Annotated in this window: 10 protein-coding genes; 4 read left to right on the forward strand and 6 right to left on the reverse strand. The window is 72.1% G+C overall.

The annotated features are described in order from the left end of the window. The first annotated feature begins 158 nt into the window (after positions 1-158). Positions 159-5,816, forward strand: a complete 5,658-nt coding sequence (locus Drose_RS15010) for a non-ribosomal peptide synthetase (protein WP_260729721.1) — start codon at positions 159-161, stop codon at positions 5,814-5,816. After that, the gene (locus Drose_RS15015) at positions 5,813-13,330 is read left to right on the forward strand and encodes a non-ribosomal peptide synthetase (RefSeq protein ID WP_260728814.1); all 7,518 of its coding nucleotides are present in this window, start codon (positions 5,813-5,815) and stop codon (positions 13,328-13,330) included. The genes Drose_RS15010 and Drose_RS15015 overlap by 4 nt, the downstream gene beginning before the upstream one ends. Before the next feature lie 44 nt (positions 13,331-13,374). On the opposite strand, the gene Drose_RS15020 is transcribed toward Drose_RS15015, so the two are convergent. The 6 genes from Drose_RS15020 to Drose_RS15045 are packed head-to-tail and all read right to left on the reverse strand — an operon-like array spanning position 13,375 to position 20,162. Next, a complete protein-coding gene (locus Drose_RS15020) occupies positions 13,375-14,469 on the reverse strand; it encodes a 2-oxo acid dehydrogenase subunit E2 (protein ID WP_260728815.1) in 1,095 nt (364 codons plus the stop codon). After that, on the reverse strand, positions 14,457-15,461 hold the full coding sequence (locus Drose_RS15025; RefSeq protein ID WP_260728816.1) for an alpha-ketoacid dehydrogenase subunit beta: 1,005 nt from the start codon (positions 15,459-15,461) through the stop codon (positions 14,457-14,459). Before Drose_RS15025 ends, Drose_RS15020 begins: the two co-directional genes overlap by 13 nt. Further along, on the reverse strand, positions 15,458-16,372 hold the full coding sequence (locus Drose_RS15030) for a thiamine pyrophosphate-dependent dehydrogenase E1 component subunit alpha (protein ID WP_260728817.1): 915 nt from the start codon (positions 16,370-16,372) through the stop codon (positions 15,458-15,460). Before Drose_RS15030 ends, Drose_RS15025 begins: the two co-directional genes overlap by 4 nt. Next, the gene (locus tag Drose_RS15035; RefSeq protein ID WP_260728818.1) at positions 16,366-17,145 is read right to left on the reverse strand and encodes a thioesterase II family protein; all 780 of its coding nucleotides are present in this window, start codon (positions 17,143-17,145) and stop codon (positions 16,366-16,368) included. The genes Drose_RS15030 and Drose_RS15035 overlap by 7 nt, the downstream gene beginning before the upstream one ends. Further along, a complete protein-coding gene (locus tag Drose_RS15040) occupies positions 17,135-18,820 on the reverse strand; it encodes a condensation domain-containing protein (protein ID WP_260728819.1) in 1,686 nt (561 codons plus the stop codon). Before Drose_RS15040 ends, Drose_RS15035 begins: the two co-directional genes overlap by 11 nt. A gap of 25 nt (positions 18,821-18,845) precedes the next feature. Next, the gene (locus Drose_RS15045; RefSeq protein WP_260728820.1) at positions 18,846-20,162 is read right to left on the reverse strand and encodes a condensation domain-containing protein; all 1,317 of its coding nucleotides are present in this window, start codon (positions 20,160-20,162) and stop codon (positions 18,846-18,848) included. Positions 20,163-20,392: 230 nt separating this feature from the next. Between Drose_RS15045 and Drose_RS15050 the strand changes: the two genes are divergently transcribed. Continuing rightward, the gene (locus tag Drose_RS15050) at positions 20,393-21,142 is read left to right on the forward strand and encodes a thioesterase II family protein (RefSeq protein WP_260728821.1); all 750 of its coding nucleotides are present in this window, start codon (positions 20,393-20,395) and stop codon (positions 21,140-21,142) included. Next, complete coding sequence (locus Drose_RS15055; RefSeq protein WP_260728822.1) at positions 21,139-21,384, forward strand: acyl carrier protein; 246 nt, start codon at positions 21,139-21,141, stop codon at positions 21,382-21,384. Before Drose_RS15050 ends, Drose_RS15055 begins: the two co-directional genes overlap by 4 nt.

Here is a 21,384-nt window from a genome sequence, read left to right on the forward strand (position 1 = left end):
GAAAGACGAGGTGGCAGATGGACAGTGACATCCAGCGCCTGCACGCGGTAGCGGCGGTACTCCGGTCGAGCGGCCTGAACAGCCGGCAGCCCATCCCGGTGCGCCCCGACGACGGCTCCGACGCGCCGTTGTCGTTCGCGCAGGAGCGGTTGTGGGTGATGGATCGGTTGTCGCCGGGGTCGGTGGCGTACAACATTCCGCATGCGTTGCGGGTGCGGGGTGTGTTTGATGTGGTGGCTTGGCGGGGTGCGGTGGCTGGGTTGGTGGGGCGGCATGAGGTGTTGCGGACGTCGTATCCGGTGGTGGGTGGGCGTGTGGTGCAGCGGGTGGGTTCGGGTGCGGATGTGGTGGTGGGGTTGGTGGATGTGTCGGGGGAGTCCGATGTGGAGGGTGCGGTGGGGCGGGTGGTTTCGGGGGAGGCGGGGGGTGTGTTTGATTTGGCGGTGGGGCCGGTGGTGCGTGGGTGTGTGGTGCGGTTGTCGGAGTTGGAGCATGTTGTGGTGTTGACGGTGCATCATATTGCGTCTGATGGTTGGTCGAGTGGGGTGTTGGCGGCTGAGTTGGTGGAGTTGTATGAGGCTGGGGTGGAGGGGCGGGTGGCGGTGTTGCCGGTGTTGCCGGTGCAGTATGCGGATTTTGCGGTGTGGCAGCGGGGGTGGTTGGGCGGGTCGGTGTTGGCGGATCAGTTGCGGTATTGGTGTGGTCGGTTGGCGGGTGTGGTGCCGGTGGAGTTGCCGGGTGATCGGGTGCGTCCGGAGGTGTTGTCGGGTGCGGGGTTGACGGAGCGGTTTGTGGTTTCGGCGGAGTTGACGGGGCGGTTGTATGCGTTGGCGCGTGGTCAGGGTGCGACGTTGTTCATGGTGTTGGTGGCGGCGTTCAAGGCTGCGTTGTATCGGTTGACGGGTCAGACCGACATCACCATCGGCACCCAGGTCGCGGGGCGTGGGCGGGCGGAGCTGGAGCCGCTGGTGGGGTTCTTCGTCAATACGTTGGTGTTGCGTACGGATCTGGGTGGTGATCCGACCTGTCAGGATCTGATCGCGCGGGTCCGTGACACCACTGTCGGCGCCTACGCCCACCAGGACCTGCCCTTCGAGCGCCTCGTCCAGGAACTGCGACCGGGTCGGGATCTGGGGCACGGCGTCCCGCTGTTCAACGTCGACTGCATGCTGCAGAACGCGCCGTTCGACCACGCCCGGATGGGCGAACTCGACGTGACGGTGGTCGACACGCACACTGCCACCGCGAAGTCGGACCTGGGACTCATCTTCTGGGAGGTGCCCACGCCCGGCGGGTCGCACCTGATCGGCTGGTACGAGTACAGCAGCGAACTGTTCGACCCGGGCACCGTGGCCGGCTACATCGACGCGCTGCTCCAGGTGCTCGCCGGTATGCCGGAGGATCCGGGGCGGCGGCTGTCGGAGCTGCCCGCGCTCCCCGAGCGGGCGGTGGCCGAGCAACTGCTCGTCTGGAACCGGCCACCCGCGGAGGACACCGCCGCGGCCGTCGACGTCCCGATCACGTACTTCCGCGAGTCCGTCGAACGTTTCCCGCACCGGATGGCCCTGGTCGACGGGGACAGCCGGCTGAGCTACGCGGAGCTCGACCGCCGCGCCGACCGCGTCGCCCACTGGCTGGCCGGTCTGGGCGTAGGCCCGGAGGGCACCGTGGCGGTGGAGGCGGTGCGGTGTGTCGACACGCTTGTCGGCGTGGTGGCGGTCATGAAGGCCGGCGCCGCCTTCCTCATGGTCGACCGCGATGCGCCGGCCGAGCGGCTGGCGCGGATCCTCGACGCCGCTGGGGTCGGTGTGGTGTTCCGGCCGGACCGCGCCCGGCGGCCGGACCATTCCGGCCGCCGCCTGGTCACGGTCCCGGCCGAGGGCGCGGTCCCGGCCGGGAACGACGGCCACCTACCGCCTGCCGCACCGGACAATCTCGGGTACGTGATGAGCACCTCCGGCTCCACCGGGACACCGAAGGCGGTCATGATCAGCAACGGCTCCTTCGCCAACCTCTGCCGCTGGCTCCGCGACACCGTCTACCGCCCGCCCGGATCCGAAGCCCGCCACGGCGTGTTCAACGCAGACCTCACCTCGGACGCCTTCATCGAGGACCTCTGCCTGCTGCTCACCGGCGAGACGATGCACCTGCCGGAGGCCGCCGTCCGCCGCGACCCCGGCCACTTCTCGGCATTCCTGCGCGATCACGGCATTCAACTGCTGCAGTGTTCGCCCACCCAGGCCACCCAGTTGCTGGACGCCGGACTGTTCGGGGCGGGTCACCGGATCGAGACGCTGATCGTTGCCGGCGAGTTCCTGCCGCCTGCGCTGTGGAACGCGCTCGCCGCGCTGGACGGGGTACGGGCATGGAACGTCTACGGCCCCACGGAGTGCGCCGTGGACGCGACCTGGGCGCCCGTCACGAACCACGAGGAAACCTCCATCGGGCGTCCGGTGCACAACGCCGTGGTGCGTATCCTGGACCGGGACGGAAACCTGCTGCCCCGGGGCGCCCGGGGGGAGATCTGCATCGGCGGCGTCCCGGTCGGCAGGGGTTACGCCGGCCGCCCGGGGACGACCGCGCTCGCCTACGTTCCCGACCCCTACGCGGACCGACCCGGTCAACGGCTGTATCGGACCGGCGACGTCGGGTCGTACACGGCCGACGGGCGCATCCTGTTCCACGGTCGCCGGGACAGCCAGGTGAAGGTCCGCGGGTTCCGGGTCGAGCTCGGTGAGATCGAACACGTGCTGAAGGGCCACCCGGCGGTGCGCGACGCGAGGGTGCTGCTGCGTTCCCACCGGCCCGGCGACGAGCGGCTCATCGCCTATGTCGTACCCGACGCCGCGGCGCTGCGGCTGGCCGCTCCCGAGGAGCTGGTGGACCAGTGGCGCGCGGTGTTCGACGCCCAGCAGGCCGGCACGACGGCGAGCGATCCGCGGTTCAACACCGCCGGGTGGGAGGACACCTCCTCGCTCGTCCCTATTCCCCACGACGAGATGCGGGACGCGGTGGCACGCACCGTCCGGCGGGTGGCGACCCTGGGCGGCACGCGGTGTCTGGAGGTCGGGTGCGGCACCGGGCTGCTGCTGTTCCAGCTCCTGGCCAAGCTGAACCGGTACGTCGGCACGGACATCTCCGCGGCGACGCTGGAGGAGCTGCGGACCGTTCTGGCGGACGATCCGAACCGGGACCGGGTCCGCCTGGTCGAGGCGCCCGCCGCGGACCTGCGGGTGCTGGGTGACGAACGCTTCGACGTGGCCGTGCTCAACTCCGTCGTGCAGTACCTGCCCGGCACCGGGTACCTGTCCGCCGCCCTGTCCGAGGCGGTGCACCACCTGTCGAATACCGGCAGCATCTTCCTGGGCGACCTGAGGTCGCCGGGACAGGCGCTGCTCACCCACGTCTGGATCGAGGCCGCCCGAGCCCGGCCCGAGACCACCGCCGGCGAGATCATGTCCCGCGCCCGGGCGGCCCTCCGGCGGGAACGGGAATTGATGGTCGACGTCGCCACGATCGAGGATCTGCTGGGCGGCGTCGCGCCAGGCGCGTGGGTGGAGGCCAACCTGCGGGAGGGCAGGGGCCGCAACGAGCTGGTCCGGTTCCGGTACGACGCGGTGGTGCGCCTCGCGGCGCCGGACGTCGAGGTGCGCCCGGACTGGCGGGCATGGCACCCGGAAATGACCCTGGAGCTACTGGAGGCCGAGTTGCGCCGGGACCAGGAGACCGTACGGGCCTGGTCCGCGGTCGCGAACCGCCGGCTGCGCGAGGAGGTGCGGTTGCGGCGGGCCGGTCCCGGGTCGCCGTGCGGGGAGGTCTCCCGCCGTGACGCGGTCGATCTGGACCCGCAGGACCTGTTCGATCTCGCCGAGCGGCTGGGGCGGCCGTGCCGGATCGGGTGGACCGCGGGCCGCGACGACGGCGCCTTCGACGTCGTGGTGCTGCCGAGGTCGCTGGCGGGACTGGCGGTCCGGATAGCACCCGCCGGGACCGCCGGCCCGGCGCAGGCCCATCCCGGGCCGTTGCGGGCGCTCGCGGAGGAGCGGCTGCGGCGGGAACTGCGCGACCTGGCCGGCGCGCGGCTGCCCGAGCACATGGCGCCGGACACGGTGGTGCTGTTGGAGGAGCTGCCCATCAACGCGGCGGGGAAGCTCGACGAACGGGCGCTGCCGGCATCGCAGACCGCGCCGGCGCCCACGGCGATGGTCGACGAACCGCCCAGCGGAGCGGTGGAGTCGGCGGTCGCCGGTTTCTGGGAGCGTGCGATCGGGGTGCGCCGGCTCGGCCGCAACGACAACTTCTTCCTGCTCGGCGGTCACTCCCTGCTCGCCGCGATGGTGGTCAACCGGGTCAACCAGGCACTGGGTACCCAGGTCGGCGTCCGGGACCTGTTCGACGCACCCACACTGGCGCAGTTCGCCGCCAGGCTGGAGCGCGACCTGCGCCGCACCGACGCCCTCGCGCCGCCCCTGCTGCCGGTGCTGCGGGACCGCTCGATGCCGTTGTCGTTCGCGCAGGAGCGGTTGTGGGTGATGGATCGGTTGTCGCCGGGGTCGGTGGCGTACAACATTCCGCATGCGTTGCGGGTGCGGGGTGTGTTTGATGTGGTGGCTTGGCGGGGTGCGGTGGCTGGGTTGGTGGGGCGGCATGAGGTGTTGCGGACGTCGTATCCGGTGGTGGGTGGGCGTGTGGTGCAGCGGGTGGGTTCGGGTGCGGATGTGGTGGTGGGGTTGGTGGATGTGTCGGGGGAGTCCGATGTGGAGGGTGCGGTGGGGCGGGTGGTTTCGGGGGAGGCGCGGGGTGTGTTTGATTTGGCGGTGGGGCCGGTGGTGCGTGGGTGTGTGGTGCGGTTGTCGGAGTTGGAGCATGTTGTGGTGTTGACGGTGCATCATATTGCGTCTGATGGTTGGTCGAGTGGGGTGTTGACGGCTGAGTTGGTGGAGTTGTATGAGGCTGGGGTGGAGGGGCGGGTGGCGGTGTTGCCGGTGTTGCCGGTGCAGTATGCGGATTTTGCGGTGTGGCAGCGGGGGTGGTTGGGCGGGTCGGTGTTGGCGGATCAGTTGCGGTATTGGTGTGGTCGGTTGGCGGGTGTGGTGCCGGTGGAGTTGCCGGGTGATCGGGTGCGTCCGGAGGTGTTGTCGGGTGCGGGGTTGACGGAGCGGTTTGTGGTTTCGGCGGAGTTGACGGGGCGGTTGTATGCGTTGGCGCGTGGTCAGGGTGCGACGTTGTTCATGGTGTTGGTGGCGGCGTTCAAGGCTGCGTTGTATCGGTTGACGGGTCAGACCGACATCACCGTCGGCACGGTTGTGGCGGGGCGTGGGCGGGCGGAGGTGGAGTCGTTGGTGGGGTTCTTTGCCAATACGTTGGTGTTGCGTACGGATCTGGGTGGTGATCCGACCTGTCAGGATCTGATCGCGCGGGTCCGGGATACCACTGTGGGCGCCTACGCCCACCAGGACCTGCCCTTCGACCAGTTGTCCGGACAGTTGCCGCCGGGGCGCCGGGGCCAGTTGCTCGACGTGGTCGTCCAACTGGACAACACCGCGCCGGAACTGTCCCGCCTGGGCCCGGCCACGGTCACGCCGGTCGCCGCGGACAAGCCCTACCCGAAGTTTCCGTTGACGGTCACGTTCCGCCCGGAGGGCGACGCGCTGGTCGCCGCCCTGGAGTTCGTCCCGGACTACCTCGCACCGAAGGTGGTGGCCCACCTCATGGAGCAGTTCCGCCTCACCGCGGAGACGATGGCCCGCGTGCCGCTGACCAGGCTCTCGTCCTGGGCGGCGTCCAGTGCCGGCGCAGCGGTCGGTGCGCTGTGACACCGCGTCCTGGCGCCACGCCCCCGGTCACGCTGGCCGACGTCCTGCTGCGACGCGCGGGCGACACCGCGACGGCTTTCCGGATCACGGGATCGCAGGGGGAGGTGCTCGACGACGTCAGCGGTGCCGACCTGGTGCTGGCGGCCACGGCGCGCGCCGCCGTCCTGCGGGATCGCGGACTGCGGGGGGAACGGATCCTGCTGCTCGCCCCGTCGGGCCGCGAATACGTGGAGTGGCTGGCGGCGTGCCTGCTCGGCGGGGCGATCGCCGTGCCGTCCGTGCCGGCGACCGCCAGGCACCACCACCGGCGAGTGCTCGGCATCGCCCAGGACTGCGACGCGGCGGCCGTCATCGCCCCGCGCGGCCACTGGGACCGGCTGCCGCAGCGGTTGCGGGACCGGCTGATCGACGTCGACGAGCTGGCCACGGATCCGGGAGATCCGGCACCACAGCCGGCCACCGCACACGACATCGCCTTCCTGCAGTACACGTCCGGCTCGACCGGGGACCCGCGAGGGGTCGTCCTGACGCACGGCTGCGTGCTGGAGAACACCCGGCGTATCGCGCAGACTTTCCGGCTCGGTCCGGACGCACGGGCGTCGGTCTGGCTGCCGCTGTACCACGACATGGGGCTGATCGGCGGTCTGCTGACGCCGCTCATGGTGGGGTTCGGCGTCGATCTGATGTCCCCTCAGCAGTTCGCGCGCCGGCCGATGAGCTGGCTGGAGACCATCTCCCGGGCGAGGGCGACCGTGAGTGGGGGGCCGACGTCCGCCTACGACGTCTGCGCCCGGGCACTGGAGGAGCTCGACCCCGACCGCGACCGGATCGACCTGAGCTCCTGGGAGGTCGCCTTCGTCGGCGCGGAGCCGGTTCGGCCATCCACCATGGACAGGTTCGCCCGGGCCGCCGCCCGCTTCGGGTTCCGCGCCGAATCCCTGCGCCCCTGCTACGGGCTTGCCGAGTCGACCCTGATGGTGTCCTGCGCGGACCGGCTGCGAACGGTCACGCCCTCTCGCAACGGCGAGGGTGCGCCGGCCCGGCAACTGGTAAGCTGCGGTCCACCCGTCGCGGGACTCGAGGTCGCGATCGCCGATCCGGCGACCGGCGCGGTGGCTCCCCGCGGCACGATCGGGGAGATCCTGGTGCGGGGCGACAGTGTCGCGGCCGGTTATTGGGGCCGGCCGGACGACCCGGTGTTCAACGCCAGGATCGCTGGTGACGAACGTACCTACCTGCGTACCGGCGATCTGGGCTACCTCGACGACGACGGAGCGGTGGTGCCGACCGGTCGGACGAAGGACATGCTCGTCGTCCACGGCAGGAACATCTACCCGCAGGATCTCGAGGAGATCGCGGCGCGTGGCTGCGCACCGCACGGGTGCGCCCTGGCTGGGGCGTTCGCCGACGCGGACGGCAGCGGCGTGGTGCTGCTGGTCGAGACGGACGCACCCGACCTCGAACTTCCCGAGGTGCTGCGCACGTGCCGCCGGCTCGTCCGCACCGAGCTGGAGATCGACCCCACCACCATCGCGGTCGTGCGCTCCGGCACCCTCCCTCGGACCCCGAGCGGAAAGATCCGTCGTGGGCCGGCCCGGGAAACGTGGTCGGCCGGGCGGATCAGCACCCGCCGGCGCAGCGAGCGGGCCGTGGACACCCGCCTGTGGCGGCGGCGTGCCGTCGAAACGCGTCAACGCCTCGAGCGGGCCTCCGAGCCCGAACGCCACGGGATCGTGCGGGACTTCCTCGCCGAACGGCTCACCGCGCTGGCGGGGCGGGACGATGACGCGCCGCGGTCGATCTCCTCGCTGGGCATCGACTCGCTGTCGTTGTTCACCCTCGCGGAGGACCTGGACGTGATCGCGGGCACCCGGCTGCCGCGGCCGGAGCTGTTCGCCGCGGACACGCTCGAAAGCCTGGCCGTCCTGCTGAGCGACCGGTGGCGGCCGAGCCGTGAGACGCCGGACGGTGGGGTGTCGGATCCGGGCCGGTCGTTGCCGCGCCCGCCGGACGCGTGGCGGGACGCGTCCGCGCGGGCCACGGCGCTGTGGCTGCTGGAGGCGCGTTACCCGGGCGCCAGCAACGAGTGGGTGGCCTTCGAGGTGCGCGGGAGGTGGCCGCTCGACGACGTCGAGGAGGCGGTCGCGGCGGTGGTTGACGGGCACGACGCCCTGCGCTGCGCGTACCGGCTGGGTCCGTCCGGGGTCCAGTTGCGGGTGGTGCCCCGCGACCGGTCGACACCGGTCGTGTCCACGGTCGACGCTCGGTCGTGGTCCGAGGACGTGCTGCGCGCACGGCTGGCGGAGGAGGCCGGCCGGCCGGTCGACCTGACGACCGGCCGGCCGTTCCGGGTTTCCCGCTTCGTCCGCTCCGCGGACGAACAGGTCCTGCTCCTGCTGGCGCCGCACATGGCGATCGACTTCACATCGATGGACATCATCGCTGATGAGATTGTGCGGGGTGACCCCCCGGTTCCCGCCGGCAGCTACCTCGACTACGCGGACACGGTGGACTCCTATTTGGCCTCCTCCGACGCCCGCGGGGCCGAGGAGTTCTTCCGCCGGATGTCACACGGCGTGCCGCGGACGCTTCCGCTGCGAGACACCCGGGGGCCGGTGACGCCGTCGGCCCGCGCCGCCGAACTCACCATCGAACTGGGCGGCAAGCTGACCGGCGCGCTCAGGTCACTGGCCCGGCAGGAGCGCGCCACGGTGTTCCAGGTACTCCTGGCGCTGCTGCATGCCACGCTGCACGCGGAGACGGGACAGCGGTCGCAACTGGTCGGGGTCGCCATGTCCACCCGGACGCCACCGTTCGCGGCGACCGTCGGATTGCTCATGAACGTCGTCCCGCTCGCGTGCGTCGTGGAACCGGGCATGTCCTTCCGCGCCCTGCTGCGCTCGACGCGGGAGAGACTCCTGGCCGCCGGCGCTCACCGGCACCACCCCGATCCCATGGTGGCGTGCGCCGACGGTGCGGCGCTGCCGGACGTCCTGCTGTCGTTCCAGCGACACACCGGGGACGAACCGTCCTCGACGCCGTCCCCGGCCGGCCCGGCCGACGGGCTGGAGGCGCGGGAAGGGCAGTTGCGCTGGCGGCCGGTCCACGTGCCGCGCCGGCTGGATACGCTCCCGTTGACGATGGTCGTGGCGGATCGACCGGGGGGTTTCACCGTCACCGTCCGCCACCTCACGGACGTGGTGCCGCACGAGATGGCCGCGCGCCTTGCCGCGTCCTACCGGTCCCTGGCTGAGCGGGTCGCAGGCGACGGTGATCCGGTCGTCGATCGCACGGCGCTCCGGCCGGTGACGCGCTCGCCCGGCAGTCCGGTCGAGGCGGTTGCCATGGCGGACCGGCCGGCGGCGCAGCCGCGCAACACGGCCTCGGGGGCCACCGTGCCGGCGGCCCTCCGTGCGGTGGCCGGCCGTTTCGGTGACCGCATCGCACTGGACGACGAGCACCGCAGCCATACGTACCGGGAGCTGCTGGCACAGGTGGAGTCGGCCGCATCCGGCCTGGTGCGGGCCGGCGTCCGCCCCGGCGACGCGGTCTGCCTGCTGCACGAACGTGACGCGACGGCGGTGGTCGTGACCCTCGCGGCGCTGTTCGCCGGGGCCACCTATGTCCACCTGGACCCGGGGTCGCCACCGGGGCGGCTGGCCGCGGTGGTGCGCCAGACGGCCGCACGACTCGTGATCGCCAGTGGGTCACTGGCACCGGTCGCACGCGGGCTGGGCGTGCCGGTCGTGCTGTCGTCCGAGTTGAGCGACGGGAGCACCGGTGACACGACAATGCCGGCCGTCCACGGCGGGGACGCGGCCTACATCAGCTTCACCTCCGGATCGGCCGGCATGCCGCGTGGAGTCGTCGTCGAACACGCGATGGTCGTGGCGGCCGCCCTCGCCTTCGCCGGGAAGGTGGGGCTGGCCCCGCACGACGTGGTCGCCTGCGTCTCACCACTCGGCTGGGACATCGTCGTCGGAGACCTCCACGGAACCCTGCTCAGCGGCGGACGCCTCACGATGGTGCCGGAACGCTACGACGTCGACGGCCCCGGGCTGCGGCGGCTGCTGGACGGCCGTCAGGTCACCACCCTGGTCACGACGCCGCAGCGGTGGCGCCTGATCGTCGACGCGGGCTGGCGCGGCGGGCCGGGCTTCAAGGTCGTGTCCGGGGGCGACGTCCTGCTCCCCGCGGACGTGGAGCGGCTCAGGGCCGGTGGACGGCGGCTGTGGAACTTCTACGGTCCGACGGAAACCGTGCTGTGGGCCACCAGTGCGGATCTGACCTCCTGCCCGGTCGGTACGGCCGTCCCGATCGGCACGGCGCTGCCCGGCTACCAGGTTCACCTGGTCGGTCCGGACCTGCGCCAGGTCGAGCCCGGCGAGCCCGGCGAGATCGTTATCTGCGGGCCGACCGTCGCCCGGGGCTACCTCACGGACCCGCGCCGCACGGCCGAGAAGTTCGTACCCGATCCCTTCGCCCGGACTCCGGGTGCCCGCCTCTACCGCAGCGGGGACCTGGGCCGGCTCGCCGAGGGTGCGGGCGTCGTCTACGCCGGCCGGATCGACGACCAGGTGAAGATCCGCGGTCGTCGCGTGGAGCTCACCGAGATCGAGGCGGCGGTGAGCGGACATCCGGATGTGGCGACCGCGGCGGCGCTGGTCCTGCCGGGCACCGACGAGGTGGCCACCTACGTGGTGCCGGCCGACGGCCGGGTCCCCTCGCTCACGGTGCTGCGGGAGTACCTCGCCGAGTTCCTGCCGGCCTTCATGCTGCCCACCCGGTTCGCCGTGGTACCGCGGCTGCCGCTGAACACGAACGGAAAGGTCGACCGGGGGGCGCTGTGCCGGCTGCCCGCGCAACGCGTCGCACACACCGGGACCCGACCGGTGCGCACGCCCCACGAGCAGGCGGTACGCGCGGCGTTCACGGCGGTCCTGGGGGTGGGCGACATCGCGGCCGACGACGACTTCTTCGCCCTCGGCGGTCACTCGCTGGGTGCCGTCAACGTCGCCGCCCACCTCTCCGAGCGGCTCGGCGCGCCCGTACCGGTGCAACTGATCTTCGAGCGGCCCGTCCTGGCGGACCTCGCGGCGGCGCTGGGGGATGGCCGTCCGGACCCCGGGCCGGCGCCCCCTGTACCACCGGAGCCGGAGCCGGCCGGGGACGGCGTCCCCGTACTCAGCGGTCAGCGGCGCCTGTGGTTGCAGCAGCAGCGGTTCGGCCATGATGCCGGGCTCACCATCCCCTGCCTCGTGGAGTTCAGTGGACGTGTCGAGCCCGAGCACATGGTGCGGGCGTTCGACGCGGTCGTGGAGCGGCACGTCAGCCTGCGTACGCTGATCCGCCTGGTCGACGGTGAGCCGCGGCAGTTCGCCGGTGGGCGGCCGCAGTTGTCCGTCGTCCGCGGTGGTGATGACGACGCGGGCCGGGACGCCGAGCGTCGGGCCCGCCGGCGGCTGGACGAGATGGCCGGGCTGGACTGGGACCTGGAGAACGGCCCGCTGGTGCGCGCCGAGCTGCACCTGGAGCCCGCCAGCCGGGCCGTCCTCGCCATCGCCCTCCACCACGCGATCTCTGACGGGTGGTCGGCGGGCGTGCTGCTGCGTGACTTCATGGCCTGCTACTGCGGCTACCTGCACGCCACCGCGCCGGACCTGGCGCCGCTGCCGCTGGACGAGCACCAGGCGGCGCTGGCCCGGCACCGTACGCCCGCCGGCACCGACGGGGCGCTTCGGGAGCTGGTACGGCTGCTGATCGACGCGCCGCCGTCCAACCTGCCGGTGACCGGAGGAGGGGCCGCGGTCACCGGGGCCGGCCGGTGCGTCCGTGACCTGGGTGACCTGCCCGGCCGGCTGGCCAGGGCCCGCGCCAGCACGGTGTTCGCGCTGGTCGTCACGGCGTTTCTGGCCAGTCTGCGGGTCCGGACGGGAAGCGCGGACCAGGTGTTCGGCCTGGACCTGGCCGGCCGTGACGACCCCCGGCTGCAACCGCTCGTCGGCTACTTCGGCAATCAGGGCATCGCACGGGTGAGCCTCGCCGGTTCCGCCTCGTTCGAGGACCTCCTGCGGCGGGTCTCCCGCGCGCTCCTCGACGCCCAGCGGACCGGGCTCGTGCCGTACCAGGACGTCGTCGCGGAGCTGCGCCGGCACGGCCGCCGGGTCGATGCCGGCCGGCTCTTCGACGTCAAGATGGTCCACCAGCTTCTACCGGGTCTCGGCGCCGGCGCCGGCGAGGTCGGGGTGCGGCTGCTGGACACCGGGACGGCCTCCGGGACCGACCCGCTGGCATTGTGGCTGTGGCAGAGCGCGGACTCCACGCGGGTCGAACTGCACCACCAACTGTCGGCCTGTTCGCCGGCGTGGGTGAGCGAACTGCTGGACGAGACGGTTGCCGTCATGACCGCGCTGGAAGAGCGTTGGAGGGGCACTGTGCGCAAGGAACGCGGGTCGCCCTGGACGGATGCGGACGCGTTTCCGTCCTTCGACGAGGTACTCCTGCCTGAGCCGCCGCCGGCGAGCGGCACCGCCGCGGGGGTGAGCCGGTCACCGTCAGGGACCGTCCAGGTGGGTGGTACCGCAGCGACCCACGTGCCCGAGCTCGCCGCCGACGTGGCCGCCGCCGAACTGGGACCGTGGATGGCGGAGCACCGGGCAGGCTGGGAGGCGGCCCTGGGCAGTCACGGCGCCGTGCTGCTGCGCGGAGTCCGCGAGCTTGACGCGGACGGGGTCTGCACAGCGTCCGACACCGTGTTCACCGCCGACTACATCAGTCACGAACATCCTCGACAGGTCGTGGCCGACCGGGTCGTCAGCCCGGTCGCCTACCCACCCGACCAGGAACTGCTCTGGCACAACGAGGACTCCTTCAACCTCCGGTGGCCGGGACGGATGATCTTTGCCTGCCGCACGCCGGCCGGCTCCGGCGGTGAGACCACCCTGGTCGACGGAACCGGCACGTGGCAGCGGATGAGTCCGGAACTGCGACGGGCGTTCGCCGAGCGGGGCGTGCGCTACACGCGCCGGTTCGTCCGGGGCTTCGGGTTGGACTGGGAGACCGTCTACGGCACCACGGACCCGGACGAGGTGACCCGGCGTTGCCGTGCGGAGGGTGTCACGCCGCAGTGGCAGGGTGACATGTTGGTGACGCACACGGTGCGTCCGGCGGTCCTGACCCGTGCCGGCGGCGAGACGGCGTGGTTCGCCCAGATCCTGCACTGGCACCGCGCGGCCCTGCCGGCGACCGTCCGCGCGGACCTGGAAGGGCTGCTGGACGGTGTGCTGCCGAGGGACTGCTCCTTCGGGGACGGGACACCGATCCCAGACGCGTTCGTCGATTTCCTGATCACCGACTCCCGGCGGCACGAGTATGTGACCCGGTGGCAGTCGGGCGACCTGCTCATCGTCGACAACACGCGGCACGCGCATGGCAGGCGGGCGTTCCGCGGGCCACGGGACGTCATGGTCGCCCTCGGCGACCCGGCGAGCTTCGACGACGTGCTACCGGACTGAAGCACGCCCCGGCGGAGGCGTCCGCACCCGCCGGGGCAAGCCGGTCACGCGTCCAACGCCGCACGAAGCGCGGTCAGAAAGCGGGAAGCGTCCCGTCCGTTGACGACCCGGTGGTCGAACGACATCCCGACGTGGAAGTAGTCATGGGAAACGACGGTACCGTCCTCGGCGAGGGCAAGTTCGCTCTGCGGTGCGGTGAGCGAGAGGGTGCAGACCTGTCCGGGGAAGACAACGGGTTTCGCCATGACGATCCCCTGGTCGACGTGGAGGGCGACGGTCAGGTGGGAACCCGCCAGATCGGCTTCGGTGATCCTTCCGCGTAGGGCCCGTACCCGCAACCGCAAGAGCCTCTCGGCGATCTGCGGTACCTCCAGACCGGCCACGTCGCGCAGCACGGGAACGAAGAGTCCGGTGCCGACGTCGACGGTCACGCCGATGTCGGCGCGCGGCGCGGGGCTGAGGGACAGGTCCTCGTTGACGGTGCAGTAGAACCGCGGGAACGTCGCATGCAGTTGGCCGACCGCCTTGATCACCTGCTCCGGGAGGCCGACGAAGGCGCGGTGACTGCCGGCGATCTCGGCCTGTCGTCGCAGCAGCCGCCCGGCTGGCACCTTCACCACCACGAACGCGTCCGGAATCGTGGCGTGCGACAGCGCGACCGTACGAGCGACGGCCTGCTGGTGCGGGCCGAGCCTCTCCCGGTCACCGTCCCCACCACCGGCCACCAGCCCCTCCACATCGGTGCGTTTGACGACCGGTTTACCCAGGCCCGCCACGGCTTCGATCGCGATGCCGTGCCGTTCCATCAGCTCCCGGGCGGGTCGGGTGACGACCGGTACGGCCGTGGAGGTGCCGGGTGGCTGGGCCCGGACCGCGGGGGCGGTCCCGGCGGCGACGGCCTCCGGCCGGGAGGCCCACACCCGCCCCACCACGTCCCCCGGTCCGCATTCCGTGCGCTCGGCCACGCAGTGGCTCAGATAGCCGTCCTCGTCGACTGTCAACTCGTTGACGGCCTTGGAGGTCTCGACGGTGGCGACGACGTCCCCGGCCGCGACGCGCCCCGCCGCCGGCGTCAACCATTCGATCAACGTGTAGCTGTCGTCGTTGTTGTTGAGCGTCGGAACGACTACGTCACCCACGCGTGTGCTCCCGTCAACCGCGAGAAGATCGTCGACTCCTGGACCAGAAGGTGGCGCTCGTGTTCGACGGCGGCCGGGATGACCTCGCAAGAAGGCTGTACGACCTCGATCGGCCGGCGCAGCTTCGTCCACAACCGCTCGTAGAGGAGCCGGGCGAGTTCCGCGCTCCAACCGCCGCCGGCGACGCCGTCCTCGACGATCACCACCCCGTCGGCACTCGCCACCAGCGGCAGCACCGCGGTCAGGTCGATCGGGAAGAGCCTGGACGGGACGATCAGGCGGGATGTCAGTTCGTGCTCCACCAGGGCCGCCCGCATGGCGGGCACGACGCGTGGCACCAGCCCGCCGGGCGCGATGACGACGCGGTCCGGCCGGGTGTCATCCGCCTTGATCTCGACCCACGTGTCGTCGAGCGGACCGAACCGGAACGGTTCGCCGACGACGCCGTCTTGCCAGGCGGGGGTGGTGTAGAGCACCTTGTCCTCGAAATAGACCGCCGGATTCCCGGAACCGAGCATGAGATCGAACTGGCGCCGGACGTCGTGCACCGGCGACAGCTCGTACAGGTCCAGGTTCGGCACACCCAGCAGGTGCTTCTGCAGGCTCTGGCTGTGGGTCGGTCCGTAGCCCCGGTTACCGCCCACAGGACACCGCACGACCACCGGCATGTCGAGGTGCCGGCCGTACATCGAAACGGACTTGCTGATGAAGTTCACGATCGGGTCGAAGCACAGGGTGATGAAGTCGCCGAACATCACCTCGACGATGACCGGGTCGCCGCACAGGGCCATCCCGCCCGCCATGCCCACGATCGCGCCCTCGCTGATCGGCATGTCGAGGACCCGGTCCGGGTACCGGCTGGAGAGACCGCGGGTCGCGCCGAAGGCGCCACCGTACGGATCGCCGACGTCCTCGCCCAGCAGGAACAGGCGATCGTCGTCGCGGAACAGCCCGTGCAGCGCCGAGTTCAGCGCGCTCACCATCCGGCTCATCGCTCACCATCCACGCGCGGGCGCTGGAGAACCGCCTCGGCCAGTTCGTCCACGCGCCGACGTTGCGTGTCGTCCACCCGGTCGAACTGCTCCGGATGGCTGGCGCGGTACGCGAGCGTCCAGTCGTGGCGCTGCACCCGCGCCACCTCTGCCGGCGGCCGAGTGTCGTCGCCCTTGCTGTGCGGCCCCAGGCGCCAGGTCCGGAACTCGACTACCAACGGGCCGTCCCCGGCACGCGTCCGCTCGACCGGCTCGCGCAGCTCCCGCCGGATCGTGGCTATGCAGGCGTGGTCCACGCGATGGAAGCGGACCCCGAACGCGGCGGCGCGGGCGGCGATCGTGCCGGACATCGCCCGCCCGGTCGGGGTCGACTGGGCGATGCCGTTGTTCTCGACGACCACCACGAGCGGGGCCCGGAGGAGCTGTGCGATGTTCAGTGCCTCGTAGACCACACCCTGGCCCCAGGTGCCGTCGCCGGTGTACACCACCGCGACCCGGCCGTCGCGTCGGCGCTGGGAGTGCACCGCGGCACCGAGGGCGACCGGCACGTTCTCGCCCTGCACACCGGTCGAGCAGAAGCCGGGCCGGTAGATGTGCTGGCTGCCGCCCCGGCCGCCGCACACCGCGCCGTCCCTGCCGGTGATCTCGGCCAACAGGCCCTCTCCGTCGCCGAACTGGGCGAGGTAGTGGCCGTGACCACGGTGGTTGCTGAACACGAAGGCCGGTGCGATGAGCGGAGCCAGCGCGACCGGGATGTACTCCTGGCCCAGGCAGGTGTGCGTGGTACCGCGGACGTGCCCTTCCGCCACCAGGCGCAGCAACGTGCGTTCGAAGTGCCGGATGAAGAGCGCCAGACCCAGATCCTCGTCGGACACCCACTCCGTCGTGGTACCGCGACCGGATGTCACCACGCCCGCTCCGCGGCCGGTCGGGTCTCGGCCAGATGCGCCGCGATGGTGGCGATGACGCCGTCGCGCCGGTCGTGAAGGAACAGGTGGCCACCGGTGAAGCTCCGCACGCGCCACCGCCGGCTGGTGTGTAGGTCCCAGGCGGTGATCTCGTCCATCCTGACCTCGCAGTCGTCGATGGCGCCGAAGCAGGTCAACGGCGTGTCGAGGGGCGTCTCGGGCCGGTATCGGTAGGTCTCGCACGCCTCGAGGTCCGCGCGCAGCATCGGCGCGAGGACGGTCAGCAGCTCCGGGTCATTGACCACCGACTGCGACGGCCCCGCCATCTCGGCGAGCCGGTCCAGCAGGCGCGGCATGGGCAATGTGCTGGCCGCGGGGCGCCACGGCGGCAGGTCCGGCGCGCGGTGGCCCGACACGAACAGGTGCGCCGGCTGCGGCGCGCCGGCCCGACGCAGCGCCCGGGCGATTTCGAACGCCAGCAACGCGCCGTAGCTGTGACCGAACACCGCGAGCGGCACGTCGAGCAGCGGCAGCACCTCGACGCAGAGCCGTTCGACCACGTCGCCGACCCGCCGCAGCGCCGGCTCCCGCCACCGCCCCTCCCGGCCCGGCAGTTGGGCGGCCCACACCTCGGCGCACAGATCGGGCGGCAGCCGCCAGTCCCGGAAGCACGAGGCTCCGGCGCCCGCGTAAGCCAGGCAGAGAAGCCGCCACCGGGGCGTGGTACTTCCGCCGCACCGGAGCAGCCACCGACTGACCTGAGGCTCAACCGGCACGGCCGGTGCCTTCGGCGTACACCGGGGCGCCCACACCCGAGCGGAGGCGGTAGTGGTCCGGAGCGCGTACGGCCATCCGTGCCACCAGGCGCGCCAGGACATCCTCGTGCAGCGCGTCCACGGTGATCCCGGTACCCGGCACGACGACGTCGGCCACGAGTCGCTCCCGCCCGTCGACGGTCACCTCGGCGCCGACCACGTCGGGCAGCGTCACCAGGAGGTCGCGGATCGCGTCCGGGTCGATCCAGCTCCGGTCGACCATCACCATCGTCGGCTCCCGCGCCGGGGCCGGGAATCCGGTGAGCTCCAACACCTTGTCCAGTGGGAAATCCTCGTGCACCGCGCGTACCAGCAAGTCATCCACCGCCCGCAATAGCTGTTCGGCCTCCGCCCGGGACATGACGGCGGGGTCGACGCCCAGGCAGAGTTCGGTACCGCCGGACGCGGTGCGTATCTCCAGGTTGAACCGCCGCCGGCGCGGCCAGACCGCGCCTCGCCGCACGGTCGTGCGGGTCAGCGCGGCGGCCAGCGACTCCCGCGTGGCGGCGGGCTCGGCGACCTCGCCCGGGTCGCCGGTGTCCATGAGGTTGTCGAAGAAGCTGCCCAGATCCAGCGCCATCCCGCGCTCGCGGCTGACGTCGGCGACGACCTGGCGCAGCGCCGGCACCGGGTACTGCGCGTACCGGTACGCCTGGACCATCGCGGCCCAGGCGAGGTCCACGAACGCGCCGAAAGGGCAGTTGTCCAGCGTGGCGACGAACAGTGCGGTCTGGGTGCACGTCCCGACCATGTCGCGGAGCTGGTGGGCGAAGCGGTTCCCGGTGATCATCCGCAGGCATACCGCCGGGGTGCCGGCGCGCATGCCGACGAGCGCGGCGGTGGCGGCGAGCACGACGCCGCCGGGCGTCGAGCGGTGCCGGTCGGCGAGGATCCGGCTGGCCGTGGCGAGCGCGGCGGACCGCATCTCGACCCAGGGCCACAGCCGGCCGCTGGGCGCGGCGGTGACCGGGAACATCGTCTGCGGCACCGTCGAGAGCTGGCCGCGCCAGTACGCGAGCGAGCGCTGCGCGCGTCGCCGTCCCTGCGGTGCCGCCTCGGCGGCGGCCTGGTCGAACGGCTGCCAGCCAGGGGGGTCGGGCGGGTCAAATCCGGCCAGCAGCCGCCCGAACACCTCGGCCACCAGCCCCATGCCGTGCCAGTCCAGGGCGACGTGGGAGGCGACGAGCGCGACCGCCGCCGGCCGCCCGGCGCACGTGACGAGCCCGAACAGCACCGGCCATTCGGACTCGTCGAAGGCGTGTCCCAGCAGGTCGGTCCACATCTCGTCGGCGACCTGGCCGAGGTGTGCGGCGTCGGTGTCGACGACGTCCATCCGGTACACGCCATGGCCGTGCAGATGCTGGAGTACTCCGCCGTCGGGTCCGCGGCCCACAGTGGTGCGCAACGCCTCGTACGTCTCGACCAGAAGACGCACGGCGTCCCGGACGTCGTCGACGGTCCGGCCCGCGGGCACCCGGAACCGGTGTCCGGTGTTGTAGTACGAGTGCCTCGGCCGCGACTGCTCGATCATCTCCCAGATCTCGCCCTGGGCCCAGGTGAGGGCGGCGCGGCCGCCGCGTTGCCCGGTGAACTCCACGGTGAGCCGCCGCGCCGGGCCGCCGCGCTGTCCGGGCATCGTCTGACTCCTTCGTCTCGTGCGGTCAGGCCGTTGCCGGAACGGCCGCAGACCGCAGCACGTCGGCGATTCGCGACTCCAGGCCGGCCAGCGAGGCGACGCCTGCGGAGGTTCGGGGTGAGGCGGTCACCGCGCGGAGCCCGGTGTCATGCAGCACGACCCAGAGTCCGTAACCCATCCGGTACGACGGTGCCAGGTCGAGCTGCTCCCACCGGCCGGACCCCCCTGCCGACGGCGGCGTGCGGGCGTCCGTCAAGGAGATGAAACACGTCGGGAACCGGACCCCGGCGCCGTTGTCGTTCGTGTCGGCCAGGTCGTCCGCGACGCGTGACAGCGGGAGTTCGGCGAACACCAGCAGCCGCATCAGCCGGTCCCGGACCGCCCGTACGCCGTCGTCGAAGCGGTCGACCGGGAACGTGGGGAAGTACAGCGCGAGCATGTTGGCGTACCAGCCGACGCTGTCGGCGGTGTGCCGCTCGTCGCGGTTGTGCATGGCGACCAGCACGCCGACCTCGGCGCGGCCGGCGATCTCGCGCGCCGCCACGCCGAACGCGGCCAGCACCGCCATGTAGGGCGTCGCCCGGCGGGAACGGCAGTAGTCCAGCAGCCGGCCGGCCGCCGCCGCGTCGAGCAGGTCGAACTCGGTGTAGCGCCCGTGCTCGGCGTCCCACGGGGCGGCGGGCAGCGGGAACGCCGGCTCCACCGCCCGCCCGGCCAGCATCGCGCGTACGCCGTCGACGGCGCGCTCCACCGCGGGTCCGCTGGTGTACCGCCGCCGCTGCGCCGCGCTGTACCGCAGGTAGTCACCCGGCGGCCGCAGTTCGACGGTCCTTCCGCGGAGCAGGCCGGTGTACGCCGCTTCGATGTCGCGCATCGCGACCGTCATCGACCAGCCGTCGCAGACGGTGTGGTCGGCGCAGAGATAGAACAGGGGACGGTCGTCCTGAATCACGCCGGCCCGTAGCAGCGGCCAGCCGAGCAGGTCGAACGGTGCGTCCACCTGGGCACGCAGGAACGCGCGAACAGCCCCGTCAGCGGTGCCGAGCGCGGACCGGTCCACCACGGCACACTCGACGTCCGCGACGCCGGCACCCGCCCAGCGCAGCGAGACGCGGCCGTCGCGGTGCAGGAAGCGGTACTGCAGGACGGGATGCCGCTCGACCAGGGCACGCACCGCTGCGGACAGCGCGACGACGTCCACGCGCTCGGGCAGCCGGCACAGCAACGGCACGTTCTTCGCCCGGAGAGCGGGATGGGGGGCGCCGTGCCCGGGATGCGGCGCGCCGGCGACCACGCGCACCCGCCGCTCCTGGGCGAACGATGCCACACCGGTGTTGATCATGCCGCTCCCTCGGGCGGGCCGGGACGTCCATCCGTCACGGCCTCGAACGTGCTGGCGGTGGAGGCCTCGCGGGTGGCGTGGCCTTCCGGTTGGCGGTTCGGTCGGCAACGGATCGGCCTGCGGCGGATGGGTGCGCCGGCCGAGCGCCGAGACGAATATTGGCCGCGCCATCGCGCTGTTGACAGTCGCCGTAACTGGGGACTGCCGCCGACCCGCCCACGGTGTCCACGATGGACGGCATGACAGGCGCCGACTGGTTCGTGCCGTTGTCGGAACCGGCCGACGCGCCGGCGGCGCCCGTGCGCGTGCACGCGATCCCGCACGCGGGCGGTGGCTGCGCCGCGTTCACCCCGATCGCCGACCGGCTCGCGCCGGGCATCGTGGTCCGGGCCGCGAACCTGCCCGCGCGCCAGGCGCGCTTCCTCGAGCCGCCGTGCACCGACCTCGACGCGCTGCTCGACGCGCTCGCCGACGCGTACGAGCCCGGCCCCGGGGTCGTGCTGGGGTACTGCTCGGGCGCCCTGATCGCGTTCCTGCTCGTGCGGCGGCTGCGCCGGCGCGGCCTGCCACCGCCCGGCGCGCTGGTCGTGGCGTCCTATCCGGCCCCGGACGCTGCCCGCCCGGCCCGGACGCTGCACACCCTGCCCTCGGCCCGGTTCTGGGCGGAGATCCTCTCCTACGGCGGCGTGCCGTCCCAGGTGGCCGCGCGGCCGGACTTCCGGGAGATCTTCGAGGTCGGCCTGCGCGCGGACTATGAGCTGCTGTCCGGCTACGAGTACGCCGAGGAGCCCGCGCTGGACGTCCCCATCGTCGCGGTGCGCGGCGCCGCCGACCCTCTCCTTGGCGCCGACGGCCTCGCCGGCTGGGCCCGCCACACGACGGCCTCCTGCACGGTGGTGGACGCGCCCGGTGACCATTGGCTCATCGACACCGCGCCGGACGCCCTCGCCGAGCTGCTGCGCGAGGCGGTGCCGGCGTGACTCCCGGCCCCGAGCAGATCCACGCCGTGTTCGACCGGCGCCGCCGGCTCGGCCAGGACACGAACTTCTTCGAGGCCGGCTTCACCTCGGCGCTGCTGGCCGAGACCCTGGAGGATCTGAACGCCCTGGGCCTGCCGGTGCGCCTCGTCGACCTGTACCACCACCCGTCCGTCCGGGCACTTGCCCAGGCGTTCGCGCCCCCGGAGCCCCCGGCTCCGCACGTCCCGCCGTGGCGGCGCTGA

This window comes from Dactylosporangium roseum, from assembly GCF_025264685.1.
GTDB lineage: Bacteria > Actinomycetota > Actinomycetes > Mycobacteriales > Micromonosporaceae > Dactylosporangium > Dactylosporangium roseum.

Excerpts from the sequence above, each read along its gene's own strand:
- Drose_RS15010 (WP_260729721.1), top strand. The coding sequence starts at position 159 with ATGGATCGGTTGTCGCCGGGGTCGGTGGCGTACAACATTCCGCATGCG.
- Drose_RS15025 (WP_260728816.1), bottom strand. The coding sequence starts at position 15,461 with ATGAGCCGGATGGTGAGCGCGCTGAACTCGGCGCTGCACGGGCTGTTC.
- Drose_RS15040 (WP_260728819.1), bottom strand. The coding sequence starts at position 18,820 with ATGCCCGGACAGCGCGGCGGCCCGGCGCGGCGGCTCACCGTGGAGTTC.
- Drose_RS15045 (WP_260728820.1), bottom strand. The coding sequence starts at position 20,162 with ATGATCAACACCGGTGTGGCATCGTTCGCCCAGGAGCGGCGGGTGCGC.
- Drose_RS15050 (WP_260728821.1), top strand. The coding sequence starts at position 20,393 with ATGGACGGCATGACAGGCGCCGACTGGTTCGTGCCGTTGTCGGAACCG.